This is a genomic window from Curtobacterium sp. Curtsp57 (genome assembly GCF_047324335.1).
In the GTDB taxonomy this organism is placed as follows: Bacteria; Actinomycetota; Actinomycetes; order Actinomycetales; family Microbacteriaceae; genus Curtobacterium.
Genome location: NZ_CP168511.1, coordinates 3,878,885 through 3,899,746, shown reverse-complemented (window position 1 = coordinate 3,899,746; position 20,862 = coordinate 3,878,885). Strand labels below are relative to the sequence as shown.

Sequence of the window (20,862 nt, the reverse complement as noted above, 5' to 3'; positions counted from 1 at the left end):
GGCTCACAGCGCCGCCACCACCCGCGCGAGCAGGTCGGCGATCACCGGCTCCGCCGACTTGCCGGCCTCGAGCACCTCGGCGTGCGAGAGCGGCGTCTTCTGGATGCCGGCAGCCAGGTTCGTGATGAGCGAGAACCCGAGGATCTCCATCCCCGCCTGTCGCGCCGCGATCGCCTCGAGCGCCGTGGACATGCCGACGATGTGCCCGCCGATCGTCTTGGCCATCTGGACCTCGGCCGGCGTCTCGTAGTGCGGCCCGCGGAACTGCGTGTACACGCCCTCGTCGAGCGACGGGTCGATCGACCGGGCGACGGCACGCAGCCGCGCCGAGTACAGGTCGGTCAGGTCGACGAACGTCGCGCCCTCGAGCGGGCTGTCGGCGGTCAGGTTGATGTGGTCGCTGATGAGCACCGGGGTGCCGGGCGTCCAGTGCTCCTTGATGCCACCGGCACCGTTCGTGAGCACCATGGTGGCCGCACCGGTCGCCGCCGCGGTCCGGACGCTGTGCACGACACGACGGACCCCGTGCCCCTCGTAGTAGTGCGTCCGCGCACCGATGACGAGCGCGTGCCGTCCGTCAGCCAGCCGGATGGACCGGACGGTGCCGGAGTGTCCGGGGACCGCGGACGCGCTGAAGCCGGGGACGTCGGCGGCGTCGATCGACGACACCGTCTCGCCGATGAGGTCGGCGGCCTTGCCCCATCCGGACCCGAGGGTCAGGGCGATGTCGTGACGCTCGATGCCCGACCGCTCCGCGATGACGGCTGCGGCGTCGCGTGCGACGTCGAACGGGTCGACGGAGGGGTCGTTGAGCGGGTTCGTACTTGCCATGTGGCAATGCTACGGGGCGGGCACCCGACCCAGGGACCGCCCGCCGACCCCAACCCAGAGACCGCCCGCCGACTCCTACGGGGCGGTCGGATCCCCCAGGGACTTCTCGACCGCCGCGGTGATCTCGGTCTGGTCGAAGTGGTTCCGGATGACGATGACCTCGGCGTAGGTGCTGCCGATCGCCTCGACGAACTCCTGCGAGGTGAGGATCACGTTCGCGTCCTCGGAGACTTCTCGCACGGATGCCACGTCGGCCGCCACCACCTCGGCGGAGAGCCCGAGCGCCGCGAGGGCCTTCTCGGCGTTCACCTTGAGGATGCCGCTCGACCCGATGCCTGCGCCGCAGATGGTCACGATCTTCACGCGGACACCCCCATGATCGTCCTGACCTCGGCAGCGGAGGACGCCGCCGCGAGCCGCGACGTCACCGACGCGTCGTTGAACAGGTTCGCGATCTCGCCGATCGACTCCAGGTGCGTGCCGACCTCGGCGACGGCGAGCCCGAGCACGACCGACACGGGGTCGTTGTGCGGGTGGCCGAACGCGACCGGCGATGCCAGGGTCACCACGGACAGTCCGTCCCGCAGCACCGCGGACCCCGGCCGGGCGTGCGCGAACGCCAGCCCTGGTGAGATCACGATGTACGGCCCGTGCTCGTCCACCATGGCGATCATGGCGTCCGTGTAGGCGTCCGTCGCCGCACCCGACGACACGAGCGCACCACCGGCGAGCCGGAGCGCGTCACGCCACGACGGCGCGGACGCGCCGAGCACGACGGCGTCGTCGGAGAGCGGCGGGAGACCCATGCGATCAGGCCTCCGCGTACCCGGTCGTGATGATCGAGATGATCTCCTCGCGGTCTTCGAGCGGCAGGAACGAACCGAGCGCCGCGTTGATCTGGAACGCGGCCAGGTCGTCGAGGTCGTAGCCGAAGGTGCCGGCCAGGAGCGCGAGCTCCTTGCTGAGCGAGGTGTTGCTCATCAGGCGGTTGTCGGTGTTCACCGTGACCCGGAAGCCGAGCTGGTACAGCACGTCGAACGGGTGGTCGGCGAGGTCGTCGCCCCACGCCGCGATCGCACCGGTCTGGAGGTTCGACTGCGGCGAGAGCTCGAGCGGGATCTCCCGGTCGCGGACCCACGAGGCGACCTCGCCGAGGGAGGCGAGCGTCGAACCGTCACCGGCGTCCGAGAGCTGGATGTCCTCGAACAGGCGGACGCCGTGCCCGAGCCGCAGGGCCCGGCCGTCGACGAGCGCCGAACGGATCGAGGCGATGCCGTCCGCCTCTCCGGCGTGCACGGTGACCGGGAAGAGCTCGGAAGCGAGGTGGTCGAACGCCGCGCGGTGGTTCGACGGGGGGAACCCGGCTTCGGCCCCGGCGATGTCGAACCCGACCACGCCGTGGTCACGGTGGCGGACGGCGAGCTCGGCGATCTCGAGCGCACGGTCCGCGTGGCGCATGGCCGTCACGAGCTGCCCGACGCGGATCGCGCCGTCCGCTGTGACGACCGCTTCCTCGATGCCGGCCTGCACGGCTTCCACCGTCTGGTCGAGCGTCAGGCCGCCCTGCAGGTGCTGCTCGGGCGCCCAACGGATCTCGCCGTAGACGACGCCGTCGGCGACGAGGTCCTCCACGAACTCGCGGGCGACGCGGGTCAGGCCGTGCGCGGTCTGCATCACGCTGGTGGTGACGTCGAAGGTCTTGAGGTACTCGACGAGCGAACCGGAGTTCGACTGGTCGGCGAACCACTGGCCGAGTTCTGCCGGGTCGGTGGTCGGCAGCTCGATGCCGCCGTCCGAGGCGAGCTCGACGATCGTCTCGGGGCGGAGTCCGCCGTCGAGGTGGTCGTGCAGCGAGACCTTCGGCAGGTCGTTGATCACGGCACCCGCGTCGGGCAGTCGGTACGTGGGGGCGTCGTGGGCGCTCATGACGACCAGGCTATCGGTGGTCGCGTCCGCCCCGCCCGTGACGTCCCACAGGTTTGTGGAGAACTGACTGGAGGCTCGCTACATGTGAGCCGACCGGCTCACGCCGCGGAACCGAGCAGGTCAGGTCAGACGCTCACGGACGATCGGTCCACGCTCCGGAGCGGACGTCCCGATCGACCATGCCCCCTCGAGCACCTCGAGCGCGCGCGGGATCCGGGACTCCTCGTCCGTGTGCAGCGTCCAGAGCGGCTGCCCCTCGACGACCGCGTCGCCGGGCTTCACGTGCAGCTCGATGCCGGCACCCGCCTGGACCGGGTCCTGCGCACGGGCTCGGCCAGCGCCGAGACGCCAGGCGGAGACGCCGAACGGCAGGGCCTCCTGCGTCACGAGCACGCCGGAGGACGGCGCGGTGACGACGTGCTGCTCGCGGGCCACCGGGAGCGCGGCGGACGGGTCGCCGCCCTGCGCCGAGATCATCCGCCGCCACGTGTCCATCGCGCGGCCGTCGGCGAGCGCCGCGGCCGGGTCCGCGTCCGGCAGACCAGCGAGCCGGAGCATCTCGGAAGCCAGCGAGAGCGTCAGCGACACGACGTCCGCCGGTCCACCGCCCGCCAGCACCTCGATCGACTCCCGCACCTCGAGCGCGTTGCCGATCGTCAGGCCGAGCGGGACCTCCATGTCGGTCAGGAGCGCCGAGGTGGCGACCCCTGCGTCCTTCCCGAGGTCGACCATCGTCTGCGCGAGTTCCCTGGACGCCTCGTACGTCGGCATGAACGCCCCGGATCCGAACTTCACGTCCAGCACGAGCGCACCGGTACCCTCGGCGATCTTCTTCGACATGATGCTCGACGCGATGAGCGGGATGCACTCGACGGTGCCGGTGATGTCCCGGAGCGCGTAGAGCTTCTTGTCGGCGGGGGCGAGGCCCGACCCCGCCGCGCAGATGACCGCTCCGACGTCGGAGAGGATCGACATCATGCGGTCGTTCGACAGCGACGCCTGCCACCCCGGGATCGACTCGAGCTTGTCGAGCGTGCCCCCGGTGTGCCCGAGCCCACGGCCGGACAGCTGCGGCACCGCCACCCCGAACGACGCCACGAGCGGTGCGAGCGGCAGCGTGATCTTGTCGCCGACACCACCGGTGGAGTGCTTGTCCACGGTCGTCTTGCCGAGCGAGGAGAACGACATCCGCTCCCCCGACGCGATCATCGCGAGCGTCAGGTCCTTGATCTCCCGACGCTCCATGCCGTTCAGGAAGATCGCCATCGCGAGCGCCGCCATCTGCGGGTCCTCGACGTAGCCGCGCGTGTAGGCGTCGACGAGCCAGTCGATCTCGGGGGTGCTCAATGCGGAACCCGAACGCTTCGTGCGGATGAGGTCGACGGTGTCGAAGGGCTCGACGGCCATGTCAGTGCTCCTGTTGGTACGTGACGAGGGTGCGCGGCCCGAAGGCGTCCGGGAGCACCTCGTCGATGGTGCGGATCCCGGAGACGGTCTCGAGCAGCATGCCCTCGGCCGAGTGCTCGAACAACAGCTGCCGGCACCGACCGCACGGCATGAGCGTCGCGCCGTCGCCGTCCACGCAGGTGAACGCGACGAGCTTGCCGCCGCCGGTCATGTGCAGCTGCGAGACGAGCGAGCACTCCGCACAGAGGGTCACCCCGTACGAGGCGTTCTCGACGTTGCAGCCGGACACGATCCGGCCGTCGTCGGTGAGCGCAGCGGCACCCACCGGGAACGACGAGTACGGCGCGTAGGCGTGCCGCATCGCGGCCGTGGCCGCGTCACGCAGTGACGCCCAGTCCAGATCGGACGGGAGGCTCCTGGCCGGGTCCGCAGCGGCGGTGTCGGTGACCGCCCGGTCACCTGATGCGTTCGTGTCGGTCATGTGCCGAGCCTCCCGGCTAGCTCTTGATGTACGGCTTGCCGGACGCGGCGGGACCGCGCGACTGCCCGACCAGGCCGGCCACCGCGAAGATCGTCACCACGTAGGGCAGCATGAGCAGGAACTCGCTCGGGACGGGCGAGTTGATCGACCCGAGGACGTTCTGCAGGTTCGACGCGAAGCCGAACAGCAGCGCCGCGAGCGTCGCGCGGATCGGGTCCCAGCGGCCGAAGATGACCGCGGCGAGGGCGATGTAGCCGGCCCCCGCGGTCATGTCCTTGGCGAACGGCCCGACGGAGCCGAGCGTGAAGTACGCGCCACCGAGCCCCGCGATGGCACCGGCGAGCGAGACGTTCCAGAACCGCGTGCTGAGCACGTTGATGCCGACGGTGTCCGCTGCCTGCGGGTGCTCGCCGACCGCGCGGAGCCGGAGGCCCCATCGCGTCTTGAACAGGGCGAACGTGACGACCGCGACCGCGATGTAGGCCAGGTACACGATGACGTTCTGCTCGAAGAACACCGGGCCGATGACCGGGATCTGGTGCAGGACCGGGATCGGCAGGACCGGGAACCGGATGCCGACGTTGAGCGTCTGCTCGGCCGGGGAGAGCACCTGCGAGTAGAGGAAGCCGGTCAGTCCGGAGATGAACGCGTTGATGACGACACCGACGATGACCTGGTCGACGAGGTACTTGATGCTGAACGTCGCGAGGACGAACGACACCAGGACACCGGCGACGAGCGCACCGACGAGACCGACCCACGCGGAACCGGTGAGCGAGCCGATCATCGCGGAGACGAACGCCCCGGCGAGGAACTGGCCCTCGATCGCGATGTTCACGACGCCCACGCGCTCCGAGATCACACCGCCGAGGGCACCGAAGACCAGCGGGACGCTCAGGCCGAGCGCCCCGACGAGCAGCCCGGGCAGCGGGATCGTCGCACCGGCCGCCGCCCAGGTGAGGAACCCGACGACGAACAGGACGGCGAAGACCGAGGTGACCCAGAGCGGGATCCTCCGGTACCCGTTCGCCTGGACGAACGCGTACACGGTCGCCAGGGCGAGCAGGACGGTGACGGTGATGCCGGTCCCCGTGGCGGGGAGCTGCACGTCCGGCAGCTGGACGAAGTCGCCGGCGTTCGCGAGGCGGAACGTCGCAGAACCGTCACGGCCGAGCAGGACGAAGAACACCAACGCGACGACCGTGAAGACGGCGAAGGCGACCGGCGCCTTCCAGCTGCGGGTGGACTCGACGGCGCGGTCGGCCAGCGTCTCCGCTCCGGAGGGCATGGAGGGGCTGATGGTGCTCACGCGGCGACTGCCTTCCGCTGGGACTTCTTGGAGACCTTGCGGCGGGCGCCCGGCTGCGGGATCCGGAAGATCGCGCGGACGAGCGGCGGTGCCGCGATGAACAGGACGATGAGGGCCTGGATGACGCCGACGATGTCGATCGGGATGCCGTTGGCGGCCTGCATCGCGTAGCCACCGTTCTTCAGGACACCGAACAGGATCGCCGCCCAGAACGTGCCCCACGGCTTCGAGCGGCCGAGGAGCGCCACGGTGATGGCGTCGAAGCCGATGCCCGCGTCGATGTTCGACGTGAAGCCACTCGTCACGGCGCCCTGCACCTGGTACGCCCCGGCGATGCCGACGAGGGCTCCGGAGATGACGAGCACCCAGATGGTCAGCGACGGGACGCTCATGCCGGCGACGCGCGCCGCACGCGGGTTCTCACCGATCGTGCGGAACCGGAAGCCGAGCGACGACTTGTTGACGAGCCACCACACGACGACGACGGCGATGATCGCGACGATGAACCCGAGGTCGACGCCGTAGCGCGGGCCGAACAGCGCCGGCAGCACCGCGGAGTCCTTCATCGGGGGCGAGATCGGGTTCGGGCTCCCCGGTGCCTGCAGCAGCCCTGGTGTGCGGAGCAGGTAGCTGACCAGGTACAGCGCGACGTAGTTGAGCATGATCGTCAGGACGACCTCGTTCGCACCGGTCCGCGCCTTCAGCACACCGACGATGCCGCCCCACACCGCGCCGCCGACGATGCCGGCGACGATCGTCAGGGGGATGTGGATGATCGCGGGCATGTCGAACGCAAATCCGACCCACCCGGCGGCCGCAGCGCCCATCAGGATCTGCCCCTGGCCACCGATGTTGAAGAGGCCGGCACGGAACGACAGCGCGATGCCGAGACCCGCGGCGATGAGCGGGACGGCGTAGTCGATCGAGCGGGTGATCGGGGCGATCGCCTGCGCGAACGAGCTCGCGCCGAAGTTGACGACCGAGCCCTGGAACAGCGAGGCGTACGAGCCGCCGACGGCGGTCCAGATCGCCCGGAAGGTGTCGGCGGGACGGGCGAAGAAGTACCCGGCGGCCTGCTGCACGGCGGGGTCGGTGACCGCGATGAGGATGCCGCACGCCACGAGCGCGAGCACGATCGCGAGGACCGTGACGAGGACGGAGCCGTTCAGGATGCTCTGCAGCGCGGTGTTCCAGCGGTCGCCGCCCGAGTCACCGGCGCGACGCTCGGTGTCGTCGGCGGAGTCGGTCATCAGGTGCGGCGTGCCCTCGACGTCCTGGATGCGGTCGTCGGTCTGCGGGGTCTCGTCTGGCGTGGGGGTGCTCACGCTGCCAGCTCCGTTCCTTCGGGGAGCTCCCCGGCCATCATGAGGCCGAGGACGTCACGCGGGGTGTCCGCGGGGACGATGCCGATGATCGCGCCGCGGTACATGACGGCGATGCGGTCGGCGAGCGCCACGACCTCGTCGAGCTCCGTGGAGACGACGATGACCGGGACACCGGTGTCGCGGGTGGCGACGATGCGCTTGTGCACGAACTCGATCGACCCGACGTCGATGCCGCGCGTGGGCTGCGCGGCCACGAAGAGCCGCAGTTCGCGGCTGAGTTCGCGTGCCAGCACGATCTTCTGCTGGTTGCCGCCGGACAGCCGACCGGCGGCGGTGGTGCGCGAGGGCGTGCGGATGTCGAACTCGGCGATCTTCTCGTCGGCGAACGCGTCGCGCTCGGCCGACCGGATGGTGCCGGCGCGGACGAACTCGGCGTGGTCGGCGCGGTCGAGCATCAGGTTCTCGGCGATCGTGAACTCGCCGACGAGCCCGTCCTCCTTCCGGTCCTCGGGGACGAACCCGACGCCGGCGTCGAGGATCTGCTTGACGCTGCGGCCGCTGATCTCGCGGCCGTCGAGGGTGATCCGGCCGGAGCGCATGTGCTCGAGGCCGATGATCGCCTCGGTGAGCTCGGTCTGGCCGTTGCCCTGCACGCCGGCGATCGCGAGGACCTCGCCGCGACGCACGGTGAACGAGACGTCGTCGACGAGCACGATGCCGGACGGGTCGGTGACGGTGACGTGCTCGACGACGAGGGCGTCCTCGCCGCCGGTCGCGGGCTCCTTCTCGACGACGAGCGACACTGCTCGGCCGACCATGAGCGCTGCGAGCTCGTTGTTCGTCGCGGTGGGCGATGCCTCGCCCACGACCTTGCCGAGCCGGATCACGGTGATGCGGTCCGCCACCTCCCGCACCTCACGGAGCTTGTGGGTGATGAAGACGATCGCGGTGCCGGCTTCACGGAGCTGGCGCATGATGCCCATCAGCTCGTCGGTCTCCTGCGGCGTGAGGACGGCCGTCGGCTCGTCGAACACCAGCACGGACGCGTCGCGGGAGAGCGCCTTGATGATCTCGACGCGCTGTTGCACGCCGACGGGCAGGTCCTCGACCTTCGCGTCCGGGTCGACGTCGAAGCCGAACCGCTCGGAGATCTCGCGGACGCGCTTCCGGGCGCCGGCGAGGTCGAGACGGCCACCGAAGGACGTCTCCTCTTGTCCGAGCATGACGTTCTCGGCCACGGTGAAGACCGGGACGAGCATGAAGTGCTGGTGGACCATGCCGATGCCGGCACGCATGGCGTCGCCGGGGCCGTCGAAGTCCTGGACGACGTCGTCCAGGAGGATCTCGCCTTCTTCGGCCTGGTACATGCCGTAGAGCACGTTCATCAGGGTGGACTTGCCGGCACCGTTCTCGCCGAGGAGGCAGTGCACCTCGCCCGGTTCGACGGTGAGGGAGATGTGGTCGTTCGCGACCAGGGGGCCGAACCGCTTGGTGATGCCGCGGAGCTCGAGCTTCATGTCGGATGTACGTTTCTGTCGCTGCGGAGCGCACGGGAATGCGGGCGGAGGACTGCTCCCCCGCCCGCATCACATCGTGCTACTTGACGGTCGCCTTCGTCTCGACCTTGATCGAGCCGTCGATGATGCCGGACTTGATGGTGTCCAGCTCCTTCTGCAGACCCGAGTCGACCTTCGACTCGTAGTCGTGGAACGGCGCGATGCCCACGCCGTCGTTCTTCAGCGTGCCGACGTACGGGGTCTTCGAGAAGTCGCCCTTGGCGGCCTGCTCGACGACGTCCTTGGTCGCCGGGCGCATGCCCTTCTCGACCGAGGTCAGCGCGATGTCCTTGTAGCGGGGGTCGGCCTCGTAGAGGTCGCTGTCCGCACCGATCAGCACGGAACCGTTGTCCGCGTCCTTGATCGCCTCTGCCGCCGACTGGTAGATCGGGCCACCGACGGGCAGGATCACGTCGGCGTTCTGGTCGAGCAGCGTCTGCGCGACCGACTTGGCCTGCGTGCCGGCCTCGAAGCCACCGGTGAAGGAGCCCTTCTGGCTGTCGACGTCCCAGCCGACGACCTTGACGTCCTTCTTCTTCTGCTCGTTGTAGTACTTCACGCCGTCCGCGAAGCCGTCCATGAAGATCGTGACGGTCGGGATCTGCATGCCGCCGAAGGTGCCGACGACGCCGCTCTTCGAGTACGACGCGGCCGCGTAGCCGGCGAGGAACGCCGCCTGGGAGGTGTCGAACGTGATCGGCTTGACGTTCTTGGCGTCGATCGAGTTGTCGTCGATGATCGCGAAGTCCGTGTCGGGGTTCGCCGCCGCCTGCTTCTTCGTGGCGTCGGCGAGGTTGAAGCCGACCGTCACGATGAGCTTGCAGTTCTGGTTGATGAGCTGCTCGATGTTGGAGTCGTAGACCGTGGAGTCCTTCGACTCGGCCTTGTTGTACTTCGCACCGAGTTCCTTCGCGGCGTCCTGCAGGCCCTCGTAGCCGAGCTGGTTGAAGGACTTGTCGTCGAAGCCGCCGGAGTCCGAGACCATGCACGGGCGGAAGTCGGTGGACTTCGCCGACGAGGAGTCGGACGGAGCGGCGGAGCAGCCGGCCAGGACGGCGACGGTGCCGAGGAGCGCGAGGCCGCTGAGTGCGATCTGACGGGTACGAGATGACACGGGATGTTCCTCCGGGAGCAAGGGCCCGGGTCACTGCGCACCGGGCGATCGTGGCGACAGTACACGACCGCCTGGCCGGTACAGAGCCCCTTCCGGCTGCCCGGATGATCGGTTACGGGATCGCGACCGCGCCGTAACAGGCCCGTAACGCGGCGCAACGCCGGCGCCCCCAGTTCGGGGGATTTCGTGGTGGAGCGCTACAGGACGTCGTCCCGGCCGCTGATCTTCAGTGCATCCACCACACCCTTGACCCGCTGGGCGTTCGCGCTCGTCGTGACGAGGAGCGCATCGGGGGTGTCCACGACGACGATGTCCTCGACGCCGATGAGCGAGATCAGCCGCTGGCTGTGCGCGACGACGATCCCGCTCGACGAGTCGGCCAGGATGCGGGCGTTGTCGCCGAGCACCGCGAGGTTGTTCGTCCGTCCACCGGACTGCAGCTTCGCGAGGGACGCGAAGTCGCCGACGTCGTCCCAGTCGAAGTCGCCGGGGACCACGGCGAGCCGACCGGCGGCGGCGGCCGGCTCGGCGACGGAGTAGTCGATCGCGATCTTCTTCAGGCCCGGCCAGATCGCGTCGACGACGGCGCCTCGGGACGAGGTGTCCCACGCGGCGGCGAGTTCCTCGATGCCGGCGAGCAGGTCGGGCTCGTTCCGACCGATCTCGGCCAGGAGCACGTCGGCGCGGGCGATGAACATGCCGGCGTTCCAGAGGTAGCTGCCGTCGGCGAGGTACCCCGTCGCGGTGTCGAGGTCGGGCTTCTCGACGAAATCCAGCACGGCGTGCGCACGCGGTGCGGTGTCGATGCCGAGCGAGTCGCCCGCGTGGATGTACCCGAACCCGATCGCCGGCTCGGACGGCGTGATGCCGATGGTCGTCACGTAGCCGGCGCGGGCCGCGAGCACCGCTTCGCGCACCGACCGTCGGAACCCGCGGGCGTCGCCGATGACGTGGTCGGCGGCGAACGACCCGATGACCACGTCGGGCTCGCGCCGGCGGAGGATCGCTGCGGCCAGACCGATGGCGGCCGTCGAGTCCTTCGGCTCGCTCTCGAGCACGACGTTGTGGTCGTGGATGCCCGGCAGCTGCGACTCGACCGCGACCCGGTGGGCACGTCCGGTCACGACCATGATCCGCTGGTCCCCGGACAGCGGCGCGAGGCGGTCCCACGTCTGCCGGAGGAGCGAGGTGCCCGAGCCGGTCAGGTCGTGGAGGAACTTCGGGGCGTCGGCGCGCGACAGCGGCCAGAGGCGCGAACCGATCCCACCGGCGGGGATGATCGCGTAGAAGTCGTCGAGAGGGTCAGCCACCCGCTCACCGTACCGTCCGGTCGCCGCCGTTCCTGGGTACCGACCGCTCGGATGTGCGGGAAGCCGCACGACCTGTTCACCCCGGCCGAACGCGCCGTTCACCGTGCGGCCCCCGTCCGCGTCACGTGCGCCGCGGAGCATGGCGAGTGCCATGAACGCACGCAGCGTGGAGCGCGGCCAGGTCCAGCGGACCGTCGCCGTCGTGACCGAGAGCTTCCTGCCCACCCTCAACGGCGTGACCACCAGCGTCCTGGCGGTCCTCGACCACCTGGAGCGCCGTGGCCACCGCGCGGTCGTCATCGCGCCGGACGCCCCTGGTCTCGCAGCCTGGCGATCCCGCACCGAGCTCGAGCGGTACCGCGGGTTCGACGTGCACCGTGTACCGGCGGTCGCCTACCGCCAGTTCCCGGTCGCCCTCCCCCACCCGGTCCTCGACACGATCCTCGCCGCCTCCGGCGCCGACGTACTGCACGCAGCCAGTCCGCTCCTGCTGGGTGGGCGCGCGATCACGGCGGCCGGGAGGCTCGGCATCCCGTCCGTCGCCGTGTTCCAGACCGACGTGGCCGGGTTCGCCCGCCGCAACGGCCTGGCAGCGGCCGCCCCGTTGGCGAGACGGGTGCTCGCCAGGATCCACCAGGGCGCGTCGCTGACGCTCGCGCCGTCGTCCGCGACCGCGGCCATGCTGGCCGCGGACGGCGTCCCGCGCGTCACGCGATGGGGTCGCGGCGTGGACACCGACCTGTTCCACCCGTCGCGACGGCAGTCCGCGCACGTCCGCGCGTTCCGGAGGCGACTCGCTCCGCGCGGCGAGACCGTCGTGGGGTACGTGGGTCGGCTCGCACCGGAGAAGGAGGTCGAACGACTCGCCGAACTCGGCGGTATCCCGGGCATCAGGATCGTGGTCGCGGGAGGGGGGCCCTCCAGGCAGGTACTCGAGCGACGGCTCCGCCACCTGGACGTGACCTTCACCGGTCCGCTGCGCGGCGACGCCCTCGCGGATGCCTACGCGGCACTCGACGTGTTCGTGCACACCGGACCGGCGGAGACCTTCGGACAGACACTGCAGGAGGCGCACGCCACCGGCCTGCCGGTGGTGGCGCCGGCATCCGGTGGGCCGCTCGACCTCGTCGCGCCGGGGCTCGACGGCGAGCTCTACGACCCGGAGGTGCCGCAGGCGCTCCGGCAGGCGGTCGTCGGGTTGCACCTCGACCGGGACCGCGCCGCGCGCATGGGGTCGGCCGGGCGGCTGCGGGTGGAGGGCACCACGTGGGAGGCGGTCGGCGACCAGCTGCTGGCGCACCACGACACGGCGAGGAACATCGGCGCGCCGCCCGCCGCCGCACGGGGTGTCCGTGCCGAGTGGAACGAGAAGGTCAGCTCCCGGTCATAGGATGGTCGTGTTCCACACGAACACGACGGCAACGGTGCGCCGATCGGCGCCCCGGTCTCAACGGAGGGCGAGCTCATGGCCGAGCAGACCGCAGGGAGTACGGCGACAGCCGTGCCACAGGTGACCATCGAGGCGCCCCGCGCGTCTCGGACCCCCAAGGGGACGCTGTACCGCGGTAGCACCGGGATGTGGTCGTGGGTCCTGCACCGCATCACCGGCGTCGCGATCTACTTCTTCCTGCTCGTGCACATCCTCGACACCGCGCTCGTGCGCCTGTCGCCAGAGGCATACAACGCGGTCATCGGCACGTACAAGACCCCGATCATGAACCTCGGCGAGATCGCCCTCGTGATGGCGATCGTCTTCCACGCGTTCAACGGGCTGCGCATCATCCTGGTCGACTTCTGGTCCAAGGGGCCGAAGTACCAGCGGGCCATGTTCTGGATCGTCATCGTCCTGTGGGCGATCGCGATCGCGGGCTTCCTGCCGCGCCAGCTCATGAACCTCGTCGCCGACTTCCACTGACCAGGGGGCACCACATGACCACCGACACCATCGCACCCCCTCGCAGCTCCGAGGCCGCCCGCCGCTCCACCAACTGGGAGAAGTGGGGCTGGATCTACATGCGCGGATCCGGCGTCCTGCTCGTCGTCCTGATCTTCGGCCACCTGTTCGTGAACATGGTCGCGGGCGAAGGGGTCAAGCAGATCGACTTCGCCTTCGTCGCCGGCAAGTGGGCCAACCCGTTCTGGCAGGTGTGGGACACCCTCATGCTCTGGCTCGCGCTGATCCACGGCTCGAACGGCATGCGCACGATCGTCAACGACTACGTGTCGAAGCCCGGCATCCGCAAGACGCTGCTCGTCGCCATCCTGGTCGCGTGCGTCCTGCTCATCGTCCTCGGCACGCTGGTCTGCTGGACCTTCGACCCGTGCCCCGCCGGCGCTGCCGCCGCCGACCTGCCGTCGTTCTGCCCGGCGCAGTAGACGGTCCGGTAGCCGCGGCACACCACTTCTTCCTTCTGCACCCCTGACTCGAGAGATTTACGTGACCGACATCACCGTCCATCACCACCAGTTCGACATCGTCATCATCGGCGCGGGCGGCGCGGGCATGCGTGCCGCGATCGAGGCCGGCCCGAAGGCGAACACCGCGGTCATCTCGAAGCTGTACCCGACTCGCTCGCACACCGGTGCGGCGCAGGGCGGCATGGCGGCCGCGCTCGCGAACGTCGAAGAGGACTCGTGGGAGTGGCACACGTTCGACACGATCAAGGGCGGCGACTACCTGGTCGACCAGGACGCCGCCGAGATCCTGGCGAAGGAAGCCATCGACGCGGTCATCGACCTCGAGAACATGGGCCTGCCGTTCAACCGCACGCCAGAGGGCAAGATCGACCAGCGTCGATTCGGCGGCCACACCCGCGACCACGGCAAGTCCCCCGTCCGACGGGCCTGCTACGCCGCGGACCGCACCGGCCACATGATCCTGCAGACGCTGTTCCAGAACTGCGTGAAGCTCGGCGTGAACTTCTTCAACGAGTTCTACGCGCTCGACCTCATCATGGTGGACGTCGTCGGCGAGGACGGCGTCACCCGCAAGCAGCCCGCCGGCGTCGTGGCGTTCGAGCTCGCGACCGGCGAGCTGCACGTCTTCCATGCCAAGGCGATGATCTTCGCCACCGGCGGCTTCGGCAAGATGTACAAGACGACCTCCAACGCGCACACCCTCACCGGTGACGGCGTCGGCATCGTGTGGCGGACGGGCCTGCCGCTCGAGGACATGGAGTTCTTCCAGTTCCACCCGACCGGGCTCGCCGGACTCGGCATCCTGCTGACCGAGGGCGCTCGCGGCGAGGGCGCGATCCTCCGCAACGCCTCTGGTGAGCGCTTCATGGAGCGCTACGCCCCCACCATCAAGGACCTCGCCCCACGCGACATCGTGGCCAGGTGCATGGTGCAGGAAGTGGCGGAGGGCCGGGGCGCCGGCCCGAACAAGGACTACGTGTTGCTCGACTGCACGCACCTCGGTGCCGAGGTCCTCGAGACCAAGCTCCCGGACATCACCGAGTTCGCCCGCACCTACCTCGGCGTCGACCCCGTGACCGAGCCGGTGCCCGTGATGCCGACCGCGCACTACGCGATGGGCGGCATCCCGACGAACACCAACGCCGAGGTCCTGTCCGACAACGACCACGTCGTGCCGGGCATGTACGCCGCCGGCGAGTGCGCCTGCGTCTCCGTGCACGGGTCGAACCGTCTCGGCACCAACTCGCTCCTCGACATCAACGTCTTCGGCAAGCGGTCCGGCAACAACGCCGCCGAGTGGGTCAAGACGGCGGAGTTCCTGCCCCTGCCCGAGGACCCGGCCGCGAACGTCCGCGGCATGCTCGAACAGCTCCGCGCCTCCACCGGCACCGAACGCGTCGCCGCGCTCCGCAAGGAGCTGCAGGAGGAGATGGACAAGAACGCGCAGGTGTTCCGCACCGACGAGTCGCTCGCACGCGTCACCGAGACCATCCACACGCTGCGCAACCGGTACATGAACGTCGCCGTGCAGGACAAGGGCAAGCGGTTCAACACGGACCTGCTCGAGGCCGTCGAACTCGGGTTCCTGCTCGACCTCGCCGAGGTCGTCGTCTACTCGGCACGCAACCGCAAGGAGTCCCGCGGCGGCCACATGCGCGACGACTACCCGAAGCGCGACGACGAGAACTACATGAAGCACACCATGGCGTACCTGACGGGCGACCCGCACTCGTCACTCGCCGACGACCACATCACGCTCGACTGGAAGCCCGTCGTCGTGACGCGGTACGAGCCGATGGAGAGGAAGTACTGATGACCGACACCCTGGTCTCCGACGCCCCCCGCACCGACGCGGCGACAGCACCTCCCGGGTCGTTCCCCGTCACGATCATCGTCCGGCGCTTCGACCCGGACGTCGACGACGAGCCGCGGTGGCAGGACTTCGACGTCATGATGCTGCCGACCGACCGCATCCTCGACGCGCTGCACCAGATCAAGTGGGAGCAGGACGGGTCGCTGACCTTCCGCCGCTCCTGCGCGCACGGCGTGTGCGGCTCCGACGCGATGCGCATCAACGGGCGCAACCGTCTGGCGTGCAAGACCCTCATCAAGGACCTCGACGTGTCGAAGCCGATCTACGTCGAGGCGATCAAGGGCCTGCCGCTCGAGAAGGACCTCGTCGTCGACATGGAGCCGTTCTTCAAGTCCTTCCGAGAGGTCCAGCCGTTCCTGCAGGCGAACTCCACGCCGGAGAAGGGCAAGGAGCGCGTGCAGTCCGTCGCCGACCGCGCCCGCTTCGACGACACCACGAAGTGCATCCTCTGCGCAGCGTGCACGTCGTCCTGCCCGGTGTTCTGGACCGACGGCCAGTACTTCGGTCCCGCCGCGATCGTCAACGCGCACCGCTTCATCTTCGACTCGCGCGACGACGCGGCCGACGTGCGCCTCGACATCCTCAACGACAAGGAAGGCGTGTGGCGCTGCCGCACGACCTTCAACTGCACCGACGCCTGCCCCCGCGGCATCCAGGTCACCAAGGCGATCTCGGAGGTCAAGCAGGCGGTCATGCGTGGTCGGGCGTAGGTCCGTCGCGGCACCAGGATCGGCAGAGGTCAGACCACTAGGCTCCCGCTCATGACGTTCGCGGACACCCGCCCCATCCTCGACCAGCTCGGCTACACGATCCGCTACGTGCAGCTCCCCGGAGAGACACTGCACGAGCCTCCCGTCGAGGGTGCGCTGCGCCTCGTGCCGGCCGACGGCGCGGACACCTTCTCGCTCGAGGTCGTCGACTACGGCACCGCGCGTCGTCTGGCGACAGCTCGTGGCGAGTCGGACGCGGTCGAGATGCTCCGCCGGTTCCTGAACCGTCCCTTCCCCGCGCCGCGCGACATCCAGCGGCACGAGCTCGACGGGCTCCGCGACCGCGCAGCGTCGACGTACCCGCAGCTCGCGCAGCAGGTGTCACAGGCGGGCCCCGACGGCCTCACCATCCAGATCCCGGCCGGTGTCCCGGTCGACCGCATCGGCGGTCCGGACGGGTACCTGCTGCACCCGCTCGACACCCCGATGCCGTCGCGGTCACTCCCCCCGCACGTCGCCGCGGCACCCGAGGTGCACCGCTACGTCGTCGACCGTCCGTTCCTGGTGTCGGTCCGGTTCGTGCAGCCGTGGTTCGAGCAGCCGGGTGGCGCGCTCCGCTTCCAGATCGCCGACCCGACCACGACCATCCGCGACCTCGTCGTCGACGGGTCCCTGGTCCGCGTCCGGGCGGTCTGACTCCTCCCCACGACGAAGCAGGGCCCCGGCGTGTGCGGGGGCCCTGCTTCGTGGTCTGATCGGTCAGCCGCGACCGGGCTGGTCGAACCGCTGCCCCTCGGGCTTCGACGGCAGGATCGCCAGGATGATGAGGATGATCCCGCCGACGAACGGGATGAACCCGAGGAACCAGAACGGCCCGGCGAGGTTCGCGTCGTGCAGGCGGCGCCAGAACAGGGCGATCGACGGGACGATGATCGCGAGCGACCAGATGCCGATGACGATCGCCATGATGATGAAGAGCGCCGAGGGATCGGTGATCATGGTCTGGTAGCTGGCCGACGTCGACGTCGTGGACGTCATCGTCGATCGCCCGGAGGTGGCGACGCCGATGCCGTAGAGGATGCCGAGCACGATGCCGATGATGGTGTTCGCGAGGTACCACCACCAGAACTCGCTGCGGCTCGCACGACCGTCGAACCGGGCGTACTTCTTGAAGAACCGGCGGACGGCTCCCCCGAAGGAGATCCCGTACCACGGTGCCCACAGTGGCGGCTCGCCATCAGGCCCCGTCGGTGCGGGCGCACCGTACTGCGGCGTGTGGCCGGCGGGCTGCTGCCCGTACGGATTGTCGGACGAGTACTGATCGGTCATGGTGGACCCCCTGGGTGTCGGCTGATACTCCTGTCAGAGTCAATCAGAACGGCACCCGTCCGTCCGAAGAAGTCTCGACTCCCGCCGATGCTCGATGTCAGCCGCGGTCCGGCCGGTCGTACTGCTGTCCCTGCGGGTTCGTCCCCAGGCACCCGACGATCAGGGAGAACAGGACACCGATCGGCGGGATGATGAAGAGCAGCGCGAACAGGCCGCTGAGGTTCACGTCGTGCAGGCGACGGACGGTCAACGCGATGAACCCGAGCGCGCATGCCAGTGCCCACAGGCTGCTCAGCCCGTCGTCTGCGTTGTCGATGAACGGCAGCGCATTGAAGATGCCCCCGACGATCCCGGTCGCCACGTTGCCGAGGACGTACCAGAGCGCCCAGAACCAGAACTCGCTGCGGCTGGCGCGTCCGTCGAAACGGACGTACTTCTTCCAGAACCGCAGGAAGGCCTGCGGGAACGGGATCCCGTACCAGGGCGCCCAGAGCGGCGGCTGGCCCGAGGTCGGCTGCTGACCGGAGGGGTTCTGCCCGTACGGGTTGTGGTTCGGCTGGCCGTACGGTGGATACTGATCGCTCACACCGTGATCTTGGCACATCCTCAGGGAACGAGTGCGAGCTTCCCGCCCGGGTGCCCGGACTCCAGCAGTTCGGCGGCTTCGGGCGCCGACGCCAACGGGAACGTCCGCGCGACCAGCACGTCGAGCTGCCCGGCTCCGGCGAGGTCGACCAGCCGCTGCCGGACGGAGTCCCGGAACGCCTTGCTCTCCGGCTGGGCACCGCCGACCGCCGGGAACCCGTCCGCCGCCGCCCTGGCCTGCGCGGCGATCGTGACGATGCGGCTCCGGTCGGCGACGAGGGTCAGTGAGACGTCGACGGCCTCGTCGGTCCCGACACAGTCGATCGCGACGTCGACCCCGTTCGGGGCGGCCTCGCGCACCCGGTCCTCGAGCCCGTCACCGTAGGGCACCCACTCGCCGCCGTACCGCCGCACGGTTGCTGCTCCACGCTCCGACGCGGTGCCGAGCACCCGGGCTCCGAGCGGACGGAGCAGCTGCAGGACACTGAGCCCGACGGCACCCGAGGCGCCGTGCACGAGCACCATGTCGTTGCCGGAGGCCCTGGTGACCCGGATCACGTCGGCCGCCGTGGCCCCGGCGAGCAGCAGGTTCGCAGCCTCCGGGAACCCGAGCGATGCCGGCTTCCGGAAGACGTCGACCGCTGGCACCGTGAGCGATGCCGTCCACCCGCCGGCGATGCGGAAGGCCAGGACCTCGTCGCCGACCACGAACGACACGTCGGGTCCCACGGCGGAGACGACCCCGGCGACCTCGTAGCCGATCGGCATCGGGTACGCGGAGGGTTCGCCTCCGCGGGTGTGCTTCGTGTCGGCGGGGTTCATGCCAGCGGCGCGCACCTCGATCGTGACCTCGCCGGGTCCCGGCGCCGGGACCTCCACGTCGATCGCTTCCAGGACCTCGCTGCCGCCGGGACGCGGCGCCACCCACTGTGTCGTCATGTCCCGGACGGTACCCGCCGCCCTGAACAGGAGTCCGAGACAGACAGGAGGCCCGGTGCCAGCTGGCACCGGGCATCCCGTCCGCGCGTGGCTAGGAGCGCGCGAGGCGCACGCGGTCCGCGAACGCCGCGTGCAGCGGGTGTTCCGCACCCAGACCCGTGATCTCGGTCACGACGTCGGCATCCGACTTGTCGGATCCGAGCAGCGCCTGCAGCTCGACGCTCTGCTCGTCGTCGGGGACGTCGAAGCGGAGCGCAGCGCCCATCGCGTCGAGGAGCGCGACCGGCTCGGTGCCGTCCTCCGCGAGTGCCGCTGCCGGCGAGACGAATCGCTCGTCGCGGGAGAGCTTGCGGAGCGGCTGCCGACCGACGCGGGTGACCGTGTCCGGCAGGTGCGGGTTCTCGAACCGGCCGATGATCGCCTGGACGTAGGCGCGGTGCACCTCCGGGTCGAGCTCGTGGCGACGGACGAGGAGGTCGCTCGTCTCGGCGAGCACCGACTCGAGCTCGGACCGGACCGCGGGGATCGCGATGGCGTCGGAGATCTTGTCCGCTCCCGCGAGGAACCCGTGGTAAGCGACCGTGGCGTGCCCGGTGTTCACCGTGAAGAGCTTGCGCTCGATCGACGCCGCGAGGCCGTCGACGTAGTGCACGCCGGGGATCTCCGGCTCGGAGCCCCCGAACGGCGTGCGGTCGATGGCCCACTCGAAGTACGTCTCGACGGTGACGTCGAGGCCGGCGCCCTCCGGCTGGGCCGGGACGATGCGGTCGACCGCGGTGTTCGCGAAGACGGCCTTCGCGAGCGCCTGGTCGCGGGCGTCCGACGGCAGCGCGTCGACGATGAACTCGCGGAGCCGGTCGGTCGCGTTGATGGCGTTCTCGCACGCCATCACGGCGATCGGTGCGGCGTCGGCCGGTCGTGCCTGCAGGGCCGCGGCGATCACGGGGGCGATGAACTTCAGGACGTTCGGACCGACGGCGCAGGTGACGATGTCGGCCGCCGCGATCTCGGCGACCACGGCGGCTTCGTCCTGGGCGCTGTTGAGTGCACGGAAGTCCGTGACCTCGTGGTCACGGGCACCGGCACCGACCTCGTGCACGGTGTACGAGTCGGCGGCGGCCAGGGCGTCGATCAGCGGCGCGGCGACGTCGGCGAAGACGACCTCGTAGCCCGCCTCGTGCAGGAGCAGCCCGACGAAGCCGCGACCGATGTTCCCCGCGCCGAAGTGGACGGCGGTGCGCTGGTCGGTCACTCGTTGACCTCGCCGAGGATGGCCAGGATCGCGGCGACGTCGGGGGCGTCCGTGAGCGCCTGGACCTGGTCCTCGTCGGAGAACACGATCGCGATCTTGGACAGGATGTCGAGGTGCTCGTTGTTCACCCCGGCGATGCCGACGACGAAGCGGACCTCGTTGCCGTCCCAGTCGATCGGGGCCGCGTAGCGGATGAACGACAGCGCGGACGACTTGATGGCGTCCTTCGCGTCGTTGGTGCCGTGCGGGATGGCGAGGAAGTTGCCCATGTACGTCGAGACGCTCTTCTCGCGCTCGAGCATCGCCGGGTAGTACTCACCGGTGACCGCGCCTGCAGCCTCGAGGATCTCGGCCGCCTCCTTCATCGCTTCCGACTTGGTCGGAGCGGTGTCCTCGGCGTGGATGCGGATCTGGCTCTCCTGCAGGACGGGCATGGGTGTTCTCCTTGCTTCGTGGACGTGGTGGAGGGGGCAGGCCGTGGCCCACCCCCTCCGATA

22 protein-coding genes are annotated in these 20,862 nt (G+C 69.6%); 6 read left to right on the top strand and 16 right to left on the bottom strand.

Translation table 11 applies throughout. The features are described 5' to 3' along the window. Nucleotides 1-3: 3 nt before the first annotated feature. From ACEN9V_RS18745 to ACEN9V_RS18695, 11 genes are all read right to left on the bottom strand, one after another. The gene (locus ACEN9V_RS18745) at nucleotides 4-831 is read right to left on the bottom strand and encodes a purine-nucleoside phosphorylase (protein ID WP_413601557.1); all 828 of its coding nucleotides are present in this window, start codon (nucleotides 829-831) and stop codon (nucleotides 4-6) included. Between the two features lie 75 nt (nucleotides 832-906). After that, nucleotides 907-1,194, bottom strand: coding sequence for a PTS sugar transporter subunit IIB (locus tag ACEN9V_RS18740; protein ID WP_413601556.1), 288 nt, complete (start codon nucleotides 1,192-1,194; stop codon nucleotides 907-909). Next, the gene (locus tag ACEN9V_RS18735) at nucleotides 1,191-1,637 is read right to left on the bottom strand and encodes a PTS sugar transporter subunit IIA (protein ID WP_402729701.1); all 447 of its coding nucleotides are present in this window, start codon (nucleotides 1,635-1,637) and stop codon (nucleotides 1,191-1,193) included. The genes ACEN9V_RS18740 and ACEN9V_RS18735 overlap by 4 nt, the downstream gene beginning before the upstream one ends. Nucleotides 1,638-1,641: 4 nt before the next feature. Continuing rightward, a complete protein-coding gene (locus tag ACEN9V_RS18730; protein ID WP_413601555.1) occupies nucleotides 1,642-2,757 on the bottom strand; it encodes an adenosine deaminase in 1,116 nt (371 codons plus the stop codon). 120 nt (nucleotides 2,758-2,877) lie between these two features. Continuing rightward, entirely contained in the window at nucleotides 2,878-4,164 is a 1,287-nt protein-coding gene (locus ACEN9V_RS18725; protein WP_413601554.1) for a thymidine phosphorylase, read from the bottom strand. A gap of 1 nt (nucleotide 4,165) precedes the next feature. Further along, nucleotides 4,166-4,645, bottom strand: a complete 480-nt coding sequence (locus ACEN9V_RS18720) for a cytidine deaminase (RefSeq protein ID WP_413601553.1) — start codon at nucleotides 4,643-4,645, stop codon at nucleotides 4,166-4,168. A 16-nt stretch (nucleotides 4,646-4,661) separates the two neighbouring features. After that, nucleotides 4,662-5,954, bottom strand: coding sequence for an ABC transporter permease (locus ACEN9V_RS18715; RefSeq protein ID WP_413601552.1), 1,293 nt, complete (start codon nucleotides 5,952-5,954; stop codon nucleotides 4,662-4,664). Beyond that, nucleotides 5,951-7,279 carry an ABC transporter permease gene (locus tag ACEN9V_RS18710; protein ID WP_413601551.1) on the bottom strand — a complete coding sequence of 443 codons (1,329 nt, stop codon included), beginning with the start codon at nucleotides 7,277-7,279 and terminating at the stop codon, nucleotides 5,951-5,953. Before ACEN9V_RS18710 ends, ACEN9V_RS18715 begins: the two co-directional genes overlap by 4 nt. After that, nucleotides 7,276-8,796, bottom strand: a complete 1,521-nt coding sequence (locus ACEN9V_RS18705) for an ABC transporter ATP-binding protein (RefSeq protein WP_281265034.1) — start codon at nucleotides 8,794-8,796, stop codon at nucleotides 7,276-7,278. The genes ACEN9V_RS18710 and ACEN9V_RS18705 overlap by 4 nt, the downstream gene beginning before the upstream one ends. Before the next feature lie 79 nt (nucleotides 8,797-8,875). After that, complete coding sequence (locus ACEN9V_RS18700) at nucleotides 8,876-9,949, bottom strand: BMP family lipoprotein (RefSeq protein WP_413601550.1); 1,074 nt, start codon at nucleotides 9,947-9,949, stop codon at nucleotides 8,876-8,878. Between the two features lie 197 nt (nucleotides 9,950-10,146). Continuing rightward, the gene (locus ACEN9V_RS18695) at nucleotides 10,147-11,259 is read right to left on the bottom strand and encodes a mannose-1-phosphate guanylyltransferase (protein ID WP_281265036.1); all 1,113 of its coding nucleotides are present in this window, start codon (nucleotides 11,257-11,259) and stop codon (nucleotides 10,147-10,149) included. Nucleotides 11,260-11,410: 151 nt separating this feature from the next. Between ACEN9V_RS18695 and ACEN9V_RS18690 the strand changes: the two genes are divergently transcribed. The 6 genes from ACEN9V_RS18690 (at nucleotide 11,411) to ACEN9V_RS18665 (ending at nucleotide 16,956) form a co-directional block, all read left to right on the top strand. Then, nucleotides 11,411-12,649, top strand: a complete 1,239-nt coding sequence (locus ACEN9V_RS18690) for a glycosyltransferase family 4 protein (RefSeq protein WP_413601549.1) — start codon at nucleotides 11,411-11,413, stop codon at nucleotides 12,647-12,649. Nucleotides 12,650-12,724: 75 nt separating this feature from the next. After that, the gene (gene sdhC, locus ACEN9V_RS18685; RefSeq protein ID WP_281265038.1) at nucleotides 12,725-13,174 is read left to right on the top strand and encodes a succinate dehydrogenase, cytochrome b556 subunit; all 450 of its coding nucleotides are present in this window, start codon (nucleotides 12,725-12,727) and stop codon (nucleotides 13,172-13,174) included. A gap of 14 nt (nucleotides 13,175-13,188) precedes the next feature. Further along, nucleotides 13,189-13,635, top strand: coding sequence for a succinate dehydrogenase, hydrophobic membrane anchor protein (gene sdhD, locus ACEN9V_RS18680; protein WP_413601548.1), 447 nt, complete (start codon nucleotides 13,189-13,191; stop codon nucleotides 13,633-13,635). Nucleotides 13,636-13,696: 61 nt separating this feature from the next. Further along, on the top strand, nucleotides 13,697-15,490 hold the full coding sequence (sdhA, locus tag ACEN9V_RS18675) for a succinate dehydrogenase flavoprotein subunit (RefSeq protein WP_413601547.1): 1,794 nt from the start codon (nucleotides 13,697-13,699) through the stop codon (nucleotides 15,488-15,490). Continuing rightward, nucleotides 15,490-16,260 carry a succinate dehydrogenase iron-sulfur subunit gene (locus ACEN9V_RS18670; RefSeq protein WP_402729691.1) on the top strand — a complete coding sequence of 257 codons (771 nt, stop codon included), beginning with the start codon at nucleotides 15,490-15,492 and terminating at the stop codon, nucleotides 16,258-16,260. The genes sdhA and ACEN9V_RS18670 overlap by 1 nt, the downstream gene beginning before the upstream one ends. A gap of 51 nt (nucleotides 16,261-16,311) precedes the next feature. Continuing rightward, complete coding sequence (locus tag ACEN9V_RS18665; protein ID WP_413601546.1) at nucleotides 16,312-16,956, top strand: TNT domain-containing protein; 645 nt, start codon at nucleotides 16,312-16,314, stop codon at nucleotides 16,954-16,956. 63 nt (nucleotides 16,957-17,019) lie between these two features. Here the strand turns inward: ACEN9V_RS18665 and ACEN9V_RS18660 are convergent, their stop codons facing one another. The 5 genes from ACEN9V_RS18660 to ACEN9V_RS18640 form a co-directional block, all read right to left on the bottom strand. Next, nucleotides 17,020-17,589 carry a DUF805 domain-containing protein gene (locus ACEN9V_RS18660; RefSeq protein WP_413601545.1) on the bottom strand — a complete coding sequence of 190 codons (570 nt, stop codon included), beginning with the start codon at nucleotides 17,587-17,589 and terminating at the stop codon, nucleotides 17,020-17,022. Nucleotides 17,590-17,686: 97 nt separating this feature from the next. Beyond that, nucleotides 17,687-18,175 (bottom strand): DUF805 domain-containing protein, encoded by a 489-nt coding sequence (locus tag ACEN9V_RS18655; protein ID WP_413601544.1) that lies wholly within the window; start codon nucleotides 18,173-18,175, stop codon nucleotides 17,687-17,689. Between the two features lie 20 nt (nucleotides 18,176-18,195). Then, nucleotides 18,196-19,113, bottom strand: a complete 918-nt coding sequence (locus ACEN9V_RS18650) for an NADP-dependent oxidoreductase (protein ID WP_413601543.1) — start codon at nucleotides 19,111-19,113, stop codon at nucleotides 18,196-18,198. Between the two features lie 91 nt (nucleotides 19,114-19,204). Further along, nucleotides 19,205-20,365: a mannitol-1-phosphate 5-dehydrogenase gene (locus ACEN9V_RS18645; RefSeq protein ID WP_413601542.1), complete on the bottom strand. Its 1,161-nt coding sequence runs from the start codon at nucleotides 20,363-20,365 to the stop codon at nucleotides 19,205-19,207. Next, nucleotides 20,362-20,799, bottom strand: a complete 438-nt coding sequence (locus ACEN9V_RS18640; protein WP_281265048.1) for a PTS sugar transporter subunit IIA — start codon at nucleotides 20,797-20,799, stop codon at nucleotides 20,362-20,364. The genes ACEN9V_RS18645 and ACEN9V_RS18640 overlap by 4 nt, the downstream gene beginning before the upstream one ends. Nucleotides 20,800-20,862: the final 63 nt, after the last annotated feature.